10 protein-coding genes are annotated in these 9,186 nt (G+C 62.2%); 7 read left to right on the forward strand and 3 right to left on the reverse strand.

The annotated features are described in order from the left end of the window. Nucleotides 1–647 precede the first annotated feature (647 nt). A complete protein-coding gene (locus tag WCB02_RS00820) occupies nucleotides 648–941 on the reverse strand; it encodes a hypothetical protein (protein WP_423955280.1) in 294 nt (97 codons plus the stop codon). 550 nt (nucleotides 942–1,491) lie between these two features. After that, complete coding sequence (locus tag WCB02_RS00825; protein ID WP_423955282.1) at nucleotides 1,492–1,680, reverse strand: hypothetical protein; 189 nt, start codon at nucleotides 1,678–1,680, stop codon at nucleotides 1,492–1,494. A 498-nt stretch (nucleotides 1,681–2,178) separates the two neighbouring features. Between WCB02_RS00825 and WCB02_RS00830 the strand changes: the two genes are divergently transcribed. Next, on the forward strand, nucleotides 2,179–2,343 hold the full coding sequence (locus tag WCB02_RS00830) for a Flp family type IVb pilin (protein WP_423955284.1): 165 nt from the start codon (nucleotides 2,179–2,181) through the stop codon (nucleotides 2,341–2,343). 21 nt (nucleotides 2,344–2,364) lie between these two features. Here the strand turns inward: WCB02_RS00830 and WCB02_RS00835 are convergent, their stop codons facing one another. Next, nucleotides 2,365–3,318 carry a Ku protein gene (locus WCB02_RS00835; protein ID WP_423955287.1) on the reverse strand — a complete coding sequence of 318 codons (954 nt, stop codon included), beginning with the start codon at nucleotides 3,316–3,318 and terminating at the stop codon, nucleotides 2,365–2,367. 343 nt (nucleotides 3,319–3,661) lie between these two features. Here WCB02_RS00835 and WCB02_RS00840 point away from each other — a divergent pair, with 343 nt between their 5' ends. The 6 genes from WCB02_RS00840 to ccmI all read left to right on the forward strand — a co-directional run. After that, nucleotides 3,662–3,814 carry a hypothetical protein gene (locus tag WCB02_RS00840; RefSeq protein WP_423955290.1) on the forward strand — a complete coding sequence of 51 codons (153 nt, stop codon included), beginning with the start codon at nucleotides 3,662–3,664 and terminating at the stop codon, nucleotides 3,812–3,814. A gap of 358 nt (nucleotides 3,815–4,172) precedes the next feature. Then, nucleotides 4,173–4,844 carry a response regulator transcription factor gene (locus tag WCB02_RS00845; protein ID WP_423955292.1) on the forward strand — a complete coding sequence of 224 codons (672 nt, stop codon included), beginning with the start codon at nucleotides 4,173–4,175 and terminating at the stop codon, nucleotides 4,842–4,844. A gap of 7 nt (nucleotides 4,845–4,851) precedes the next feature. After that, nucleotides 4,852–6,228 carry an ATP-binding protein gene (locus tag WCB02_RS00850; RefSeq protein WP_423955294.1) on the forward strand — a complete coding sequence of 459 codons (1,377 nt, stop codon included), beginning with the start codon at nucleotides 4,852–4,854 and terminating at the stop codon, nucleotides 6,226–6,228. Nucleotides 6,229–6,434: 206 nt separating this feature from the next. After that, complete coding sequence (locus WCB02_RS00855) at nucleotides 6,435–7,886, forward strand: hypothetical protein (protein WP_423955296.1); 1,452 nt, start codon at nucleotides 6,435–6,437, stop codon at nucleotides 7,884–7,886. 98 nt (nucleotides 7,887–7,984) lie between these two features. Next, nucleotides 7,985–8,254, forward strand: a complete 270-nt coding sequence (locus tag WCB02_RS00860; protein WP_423955298.1) for a hypothetical protein — start codon at nucleotides 7,985–7,987, stop codon at nucleotides 8,252–8,254. Between the two features lie 147 nt (nucleotides 8,255–8,401). Further along, nucleotides 8,402–9,186 (forward strand): c-type cytochrome biogenesis protein CcmI (gene ccmI, locus WCB02_RS00865; protein ID WP_423955300.1); only part of this gene is annotated, 785 nt, incomplete at its 3' end.

Below are 9,186 nucleotides of genomic sequence, written 5' to 3' on the forward strand. Positions count from 1 at the left end.
GGTGCAGGTCTCGGACCAATGCTCGAAATACCCACTGGGGCTCGGCAAGACCCAGGAAGCGCTGCAGGTCATCGACAAGACAATGGGTATATTAGAGGCAATCCGAAGGCAACTCTAGGCGATCTGCGCGGGGGACGCCGCGCGATCTGCGTTGTGGTCTACATGCGTCACTCAAACGATCGAAAGCGCGATGAATCGATTCCGCTTCCGGCGACATTGGCCATGGATGGCCCGAAAGCTTGTTAGGGCCGCCTGGTCGAGAGAATCAAATGTTGCTTGCTCGCACTGCTCGACATATTTCTCGCGCGGCAGCCCCGAGCGGCCGCACGGCTGCGCCAGTGCAATCGCTCCGTTGCCGAGGTCGAAAACTCCCGGCTGAACTGCCCGTGAATGGCATTTCGTTGCTGTGTTGTGGAGAGAATAGACGGTGATTGGACCGCAGCCCGCCGACCGATCATCAGAAGGATGCCGCCGATCTGCGACAGAACAGCAAGCACGGGGAACCGCAACAGGACTGCTATCGGGACGGCTGAAACCCCAGGGGGGAGCGGACGCAACAGTAAGTCGAGGTCTCGACCGGTATGGCGATGGCGCGCGGAGCAAACAAAAGACCGCCCGAGGACGGTCTTCGGGTAGGGGTTGCAGCATCAGTAATCTAGCGGAACTCCGCCGCCATGCGATCCGCCGCTCATCAGCGGACCACCGATTGCCCCGCCAACCGTGCCCTCCGCCTTGTTCGCGGCTGCCGCCTGCTGGTTCATATAATCTGACCACGGATTGTCCCTAACTCCACCCGCGACGAGGTTGAGTTCGGCTTCGCCCAAGGCGTCGATTGTGCTTTTGCTGATCATCGCTTTCTCCAGTTGGTTTCGCGAGGGACGATCCCTCGATCTGTAATTCAAAAAATAGCCCCGCAAATTGATAGGCACCGTGATGCTCATCACGCACCGCCTAGACCGTCGCCGCGCTGTCGTGTGAGCGCGATCACTTTGCATGGTCCGGTGATCAAGGGAGACCACCGGCCACCGGAGCACGATATCGTGCAAGCGCGGCACGGTACGGCGATGCTTGGCAAGGCTGACCTTGGAGGGGGTGGAAATACCCGCGCAACGCCCTTGCCCTTCTGAGCTGGGCCTTTCGCGTCATAGGTCTGCCGCTTGAATTTGCTGGTGGGTTTTCCGGCCTCGCCCCGCGAGAACGCAGCCGCGGCGATTTGTGAGGCCGTCAACAGAAGCGACCTCTTTCTACCTTCATTTACAGCGGATTCGTTGAAGGCACGGATCCATCACACCCGCCTTGTGTGCACGGACGAAATAAGAACCAGCTTTAGGTCAAAGCATGCAAGGCCCACCGCCACTGACAGCCTCCAATTCGGCATCGGTCAAATGGATCGTCATCGGCCCTGTCGTTTCAATATTGAGCATGGTTGCTCTCCTCGCACCTGATCGCCCGCATGGGACGTTGGGCTTGCCTGGCGACCTTGGGTAGTGATCAGAAGCCCATAAGGCCGATGCAGAGGCCGGCGTAAAATGCGGCTTCACCGTTTCCGTCACCGCGATTATAGGTGGTGGCGATGACGTTTCCGATGCCGCCCGATGCAGCCTCGAGGTCGTCGAGCGTCAGCTCGCGATCACGCTTGGTTTCGGTGCTCGTTGTGGCTTCGTTGCTATTCATATTCATTCCGCGCTTCTTGTGGACACCGCAATTGGCTGGTCCGAGGTGTAGGTCGCGCGCTTCATTCGCACTGTGATGGGGATCACAATGCTTGCTCAGCCCTTTCGGCCCAGGCCGCGTGAAACGTCACACGCGCGGGCCATTCGCAAACTCTTTTGATCAGGTTGTTGTCCTTATAAACCGATCGGGAGCTGCGGGAGGGACGTATCGGCGGCGTTCATGGCGTGGGCCGGCAGGCGGGGCGATGAAAGCCGATTAGCTGCTTTGGCCGAAACCCTTTTGATCTAAACCATGTTTTGACCGGGAGCCGCCGAACCGCGCGGGGCATGCAAGAGCGCGGATATGCACCCGCGAGGCCATGGCGTTGCATGACGCGTTCAACGCCTGACGCAATGAATTAATGAATTATTCAGCGTGTTCGTTAATCGGCTGGCGACCGACCAACTCTAGATTGCGGCGGTATTAATGCGGGAGAATCCCGCTGCAAGCCGGCGGGAGTTTTTCATGCGGCGGTTGATTGGTAAATTCCTGGCGGATCAGTCTGGCGCGACCGCGATCGAGTATTGCCTGATTGCGGTTGGCCTTTCGATCGTAATTATCGCCGCCGTCAACGGTATCGGCACTTCGCTCAGTGGTAATTTCGCCTCGATCAGTTCGTCGATCAAATAATCCCAAATCCGGTCGTCGAGCCTAGCTCGCCTTCTTCGATCGGGCCGGCGCGCGCACCGGCTTTTCGGCCTTCTTCGGTACTTCCTTCCTCGGTTCTTCCTTGGCCCGCTTGCCTGAGATCGGCAGCAGCATCTCGCGCTGGCCCTCGATACGCTTCTTCGTCTTCTTGGGCTTTGCCGCGGCCGGAGTGGCCTGCTTTTCCGTAGCGAGACTGCGCTTCAACGCGTCCATCAGGTTGATGACGTTGCCGCCGGTTTTCGGCGCGGCCTTCGCGGCGATGCGCACGCCGGCGCGCTTCTTGTTGATCAGATCGATCAGCGCGGCCTCGTAGTGATCCTCGAAGTTCTCAGGCTCGAAGTCGCCGGATTTCTTTTCCACGATGTGCCTGGCGAGATCCAGCATGTCCTTGGTGACCTTCACATCCTGGATGTCGTCGAAATACTCCTTCTCGCTGCGTACCTCGTACGGGTAGCGCAGCAGCGTCCCCATCAGCCCCTTGTCGAGCGGCTCGAGCGCGATGATGTGTTCGCGGTTGGTCAGCACCACGCGGCCGATCGCGACCTTGTTCATGCTGCGGATGGTTTCGCGGATCACGGCGAAAGCGTCATGACCGACCTTGCCGTCGGGCACGAGATAATAGGGCCGGATCAAATAGCGGCTGTCGATGTCGGTCCGCGGCACGAACTCGTCGATCTCGATGGTGTGGGTGGATTCCAGCGCGAGGTCATCGAGTTCGTCCTTGGTCACCTCGATATAGGTGTCGGTGTCGACCTTGTAGCCCTTGACGATGTCTTCGGAGGCGACTTCCTCGCCGGTGTCGGCATCGACCTTGGCGTATTTGATGCGATGGCCGGTCTTGCGGTTGATCTGGTTGAAGGACACCTTCTCGGCGTCCGATGTCGCCGGGTACAGCGCGACCGGACAGGTCACGAGCGAAAGACGCAGAAAGCCTTTCCAGTTGGCGCGGGGGGCCATGGCAAAACTCCGGGACGCAACAGGTGGACGACCATCGACGATAGCATCGGCCGCCCCCAAGACAAGAAGAACACAAGCGGAAGATGGGCGGGCGGAAGGAGGTTTCTGCTAACGGCGTTAACCGCCAAGGGTTGCACGCCAGCGGGCATTTGCCGGCCTTCCGACGCGCAATTCGCCCGCCGGGTCACGACCCCTTTCGAGCCGTGCGCCGGCTCCAAGTCCCGGCTCCAGGTCGCGGCGGGAACGACCCGGAACATCATCCGCGATGCGGCGTTGCCTTGGTGAGTTGGCGGCGAGGAGTGGGTGGGGCCTTGGCGCATCACCGCAAGCGAATGAGGGCATCATGGCAACAACCAGAGATCACCAGATCGTCGAAACCGCGACGGAAGCACGTCAGGGGGAGCGCGGACCTTCGGTTCTGGCGCTGCTGACGGTCTCGACGGGGCTCGCCGTTCTGATTTTGGGCGTGGTCTGGTTCGTGTTCTTTCGCACTTGAGCCGGTCGGGGGGCCGGCGGCCGGCTGCGGCCGCAGCAGGCGTCGCCATCACTGCGCGCATTTTCCGCTGCGCGCATTTTCATTGCGAGAACGACCCGGTTTATTGCCGCCAGGGGCCGTCTTCGGGGCTTCCGATCCTTTGCAATAGTGCTTAGAATTTGCGGGCAGCCCGTTGGAGCGATGGCGCCCTCGTAAGTGTTTAGGCCTGTTTCGAAGCCGGCTGAAGGGTTCGAATTTCAAAGCCGCGGGCCATTGTGAAAAAAAATAACATTGCGTCGTTCCCGGCGTTCATGGACGGTTCACGCCGCGCGGGGTCATCTGAAAGCGCATATCGTGCAGTTCATCTTTGGAGGGAAACGTGCGCCTGCTCGTCGTTGAGGACGATCCGGATCTCAATCGTCAACTCACCACCGCGTTGAGCGATGCCGGATATGTGGTCGACCGTGCTTTCGATGGTGAGGAGGGGCATTTTCTCGGCGACAGCGAGCCATACGACGCGGTCGTCCTCGATATCGGCCTGCCGAAGATGGATGGTATCTCCGTGCTTGAAGCATGGCGCCGCAACGGCCGCGTCATGCCGGTCCTGATCCTCACCGCGCGCGACCGCTGGAGTGACAAGGTTCAGGGCTTCGATGCCGGTGCCGACGATTACGTTGCAAAGCCCTTTCACCTGGAAGAGATCCTGGCGCGCATCCGGGCGCTGTTGCGCCGATCCGCCGGGCATGCGCAGAGTGAATTGACCTGCGGACCGGTGTCGCTGGATACCCGCACCGGCCGCGTCAGCGTGGCCGGCAATCCGATCAAGATGACGTCGCATGAATACCGGCTCCTGGCCTACCTGATGCATCATACCGGGCGCGTAGTGTCGCGCACCGAACTGGTCGAACATCTCTACGATCAGGACTTCGACCGCGACTCCAATACGATTGAGGTATTTGTCGGCCGGATTCGGAAAAAACTCGAGGTCGATATCATCCAGACCGTCCGGGGATTGGGTTATTTGCTGACGCCGCCGCCTGCAGGTGCATAATTGACGGATGCGCCGTAACTCGCTCGCCACCCGGCTATTTCTGTCCGCGACCTCCTGGGTGGTGGTGATCCTGGTCATTACCGGCTTCGTGCTGTCCTCGGTCTATCGGGACGCGACCGAGCGCGCCTTCGACCGCAGGCTCAATCTCTATCTCCGCACCCTGATCGCCGAAGTCGCGACCCCGGAGGAGCCGCCCGACCACCAGTTCCAGTCGCTCGGCGAGCCCTTGTTCGAATTGCCGCTGTCCGGCTGGTACTGGCAGATCACCCGCACCGACTCCGACAAGCCGGAGGTACGTGCCTCGCGCTCGCTGTGGGACAAGAAGCTGCCGAAGCTGGAAGATCGCGGCACGGAGCTCACCGCGGCCGGAATCCGCGTGGCTTATGTCGACGGTCCGGAGGGCGAGAGCCTGCGCATGGTGGAGCGGCCGGTCGATCTCGGCGCCGACGGCAAGTTTCTGGTCAGCGTCGCCGGCGACGCCTCGGAGATTTTCGACGAAACGCGCAGCTTCGACTACTATCTGGGCGGTACTTTTGCCGCGCTCGGCATTGTGCTGCTCCTGACCACGATCTTCCAGGTCCGCTTCGGCCTTGCGCCCTTGAAGCGCATCTCTGAATCGATCGCCGATATTCGCTCCGGCCGGGCCGAACGGCTGGAGGGTGTCTTTCCGGTGGAGATCGCGCCGCTGGCGCGCGAGACCAACGCGCTGATCGATGCCAATCGGGAAATCGTCGAGCGCGCGCGTACCCATGTCGGCAATCTCGCCCACGCCATCAAGACGCCGCTGTCGGTGATCTTCAACGAGGCGTCCGCCCATCGCACCGATCCCTTTGCCAACAAGGTTCTCGAACAGGCCGAATTGATGCGCGACCAGGTGACGCATCATCTGGAGCGCGCCCGCATCGCCGCGCGCGTCACCATCGTCGGGACGGTGACGGAGGTCGCGCCCGCGATCGAGGCGTTGCGGCGAACCATGGAAAAGATCCATCGCGACCGGGGCATCGCCATCGGCCTCAAGGCCGATGCCTCGGCAAGGTTTCGCGGCGAACGGCAGGACCTCGAGGAGATGGTCGGCAATCTGGTGGACAACGCCTGCAAATGGGCGTCCTCGCGGGTGTTCATCGAGGTCTTGGTGGAACGCCCGGCCAAACCCGGCGCGACGCCGATGCTGCGGATCATCGTCGATGATGACGGCCGCGGGCTGCCGGCGGCCGAGCGCGCGCAGGCCTCGCGTCGCGGTCAACGGCTCGACGAGTCGAAGCCGGGGTCGGGCCTCGGATTGTCGATCGTGGTCGATCTCGCGGGATTGTACGGGGGGAGCCTTGCGCTCGCCGATGCGCCGATTGGAGGCCTGCGGGCGGAACTGCTGCTGCCTGGCGTCTAGCAGAGCATTTTCCGGAAAGGTGACATCGGCTTTCCGTAAGAATGCGACCGATAAAGGACGACTGGAGCGTTTTCCGATTCAACATGATCGGAAAACGCTCCAGTTGTCGCCGGCGGCGAACTTCCTAAAGGTCTTCTTAACGCGGTCGCCTTTATGTTGGGGTGCAGTCGCGCTTTGAATTCCCAAAGATCAGCATTGCCGGGCGCATGAGCCAGACATCGAAAGAGCGGCTGAAGGACTATCTCGGACAGCTTCCGCCGCAGGCGCAGGCGTTGCTGATGCGGGAGTTCGAGCGCGCGATCGAACGCGGGGAGGACACCGCTGTGGCCAGCCTCGTGCTCGACGCGCTGCGCAAGGTCGCGCGTGGCCCGACCTCGGTCGAGCCTTCGCCGAAAGCCGCATCCGGCACAAAAGAACCCGGCACAGATGACGATGGACGCCGGCGCACCGGCGAAGCGGCCCGGCTGCTTTATCGTCCGCTCGAACCGTTTCTCGTCGAGGGCAGCACGCCGTTGCGCCCCGGCCAGATCCGCCGCGACTCGCTGATGCCGGTGTGGCAGTGGCTGGCCCGGGACGGCACTCCCGAGCAGATACGCGAATATGAAGCGGCCTACGAGAGCTCCGGCGAATCCGGAATCTCCAAGGAGCTCGAGATCGCCGTCCGCAAGCTGCAGGCGGCCGCGGCCGACGCGATCTTCAAGATCACATCGCCGGTCGGCGGCGACAAGCAGCGTACGCTGGCCCGCGTCGGTCCGCCCAATGTGATCGAGGATCTTTTGCCGATCGGATCGGTCTTGCATGCCCGCGAGGCCCTGGATGGATTCGCCTCCCGGATTCCAAGCTATATGCGCGTATTCGGCGACTCCCAGATCGCGTCGGTCTGCGAAGCGCTCAACGTTCCGACGCTGCAGACGCCGCAGCTGTTGCCGTTCGCGCTCACGCTGGTCACGCAGCGACTCGTGGCGCCGTGGCAGATCATTCGCATCGCCACCAAGCTGGCCGCCTCCGACGACGAAATCCGCGTCGCGGCGACACCCTACGGCATCGCGGTCACGATCGCGCTGCACGACCTGTTCTGCCTCGCCTCGACGCTGCGGATCGACATCAGGCGCGCCCACTTCGCCAACGTCGGCGACAATCTCAAGATCCTGCATGACGGGATACGGGGTCTGCGAACCGAACTCGACCTGCGCAACGACTCCACCTGGGGCAAGCAGCTGGCGTCGATCAGGGCCGACATTTCCAACGCGGTGCAGGCGGAACTCGACAGCGTGCCCGGCCGCGTACGCCGCATCCTGCGGCAGCGTGCCGACAAGGATATTCCCGTCGGCGCCGGGATCGACGGCACCGAAGTCGATGAGGTCGTGGCGCTGATCGATTTCGTCGCGGTTTGCCGGACCTATGCCAGCGAGCTTGCCATCAATGAGGTCACGTTGCGGACCTACTCGGATCTGCAGCAATATGTCGAGCACGCGACCGAGGCGCTGGTGCAATCGCTTCGCGGTGGCGACATCAAGGCACGCGCTTACCGTCAGATGCAGGCTGCGGCCGCCGTGCGTTTCTGTGAAGTGTTGTTTGGTCACGATTACGCGTCGCTGATGAGCAGAGCGGTCGAAAATGCGCTCACCGGCGAGCGCAAATCGTCACGGACCGGTTGAAGAAAGCAGCAGCTTCCGCACTGATTGCAATTTCCGGTTGACGTTCGCCGGGTAGATACGTACCTTTCACAATATAAAAACCGGTTGCTAATTGCTGCATGAATTCCGTCGTCAATTTTGTTGAACTCGAGAACCGCGTCATCGCCGCGACCTATCGGAACCTGATGGTCAAGGCGAGGGTCGTGCTGGTCGACAAGGGCAGCGGCCAGCAATTATCCGATCCGGTGACAACCATTGCGTCGCCGCTGCCGAGCGGAACGCTGCGGATCCGCCTGCCAAACCAGATCAAGCCGGGAACCTATTTCCTCAAGGCCCTGAACGTGCATGGCGACGACGTGGCGCACAGCGCGGAGTTTCAGATCAACTGAACAAGCCAGACTAACGATTTGTTATCCTGAGACTTTCCAGGCTCGCGCAGGCCGGGGCCGGCCGACGATTTGGCAATTGCCGGGCTCCGCCGCCGTGGTGTAAAGCGGCATCTTGAAGCCCTTGTGCGCGCTGCCGGAACTCGCCTGATGACATTGTGGTTTGTGTTCGCGCTGATGACGGCCGCGGCGATCTTCGCCGTGCTGCTGCCGCTGGGGCTCTCCGGCCGCCAGCCGCGCGATGGCAGCGAGACGTCGGTCTACAAGGACCAGCTCGCCGAGATCGATCGCGATGCCGCCGTGGGCCTGATTGGACCTGCCGAGGCGGACGCCGCGCGCGTCGAGATCAGCCGCCGGCTGCTCGCCGCCGCCGAGCAGGAGCGCAAGCCTTCCATGCCATCGAACGTCAGGCTGCGTCGTTCGGCCGCGCTGGTGTCGATGATCGGGCTGCCGGTCGTGGCGCTTGCGATCTACTTGCCGCTCGGGTCGCCGCGGCTGGGCGATTTTCCGCTTGCCGCGCGGCTGGCTCGGCCGGACAGCTCGCAACCGGTCGACGCGCTGGTGGCCCAGGTCGAGCAGCATCTGGAAAAGAGCCCGACCGATGGCCGGGGCTGGAGCGTGCTGGCGCCGGTGTTGGCGCGGCTCGGTCGTTACGATGACGCGATTCGCGCCTATCGCAACGCCATCACTTACGCCGGCGAGAACGCCGATCGCCGCGCCGATCTCGGCGAGGTCATGGTTGCTGCCGCCGGTGGTGTCGTCACCGCCGAGGCCAAGGCAGAGTTTGAGCGGGCACTTGCGCTCGATGCCGACGCGGCAAAAGCGAATTATTTCGTCGGGTTGTCGGCGGAGCAGGACGGCCGCAATGCCGATGCTGCCGCAATCTGGCGCGGCATGCTGGCAAAGGCGCCAGCCGATGCGCCGTGGCGCCCGCT

The organism is Bradyrhizobium sp., assembly GCF_049581145.1.
Lineage (GTDB): Bacteria > Pseudomonadota > Alphaproteobacteria > Rhizobiales > Xanthobacteraceae > Bradyrhizobium.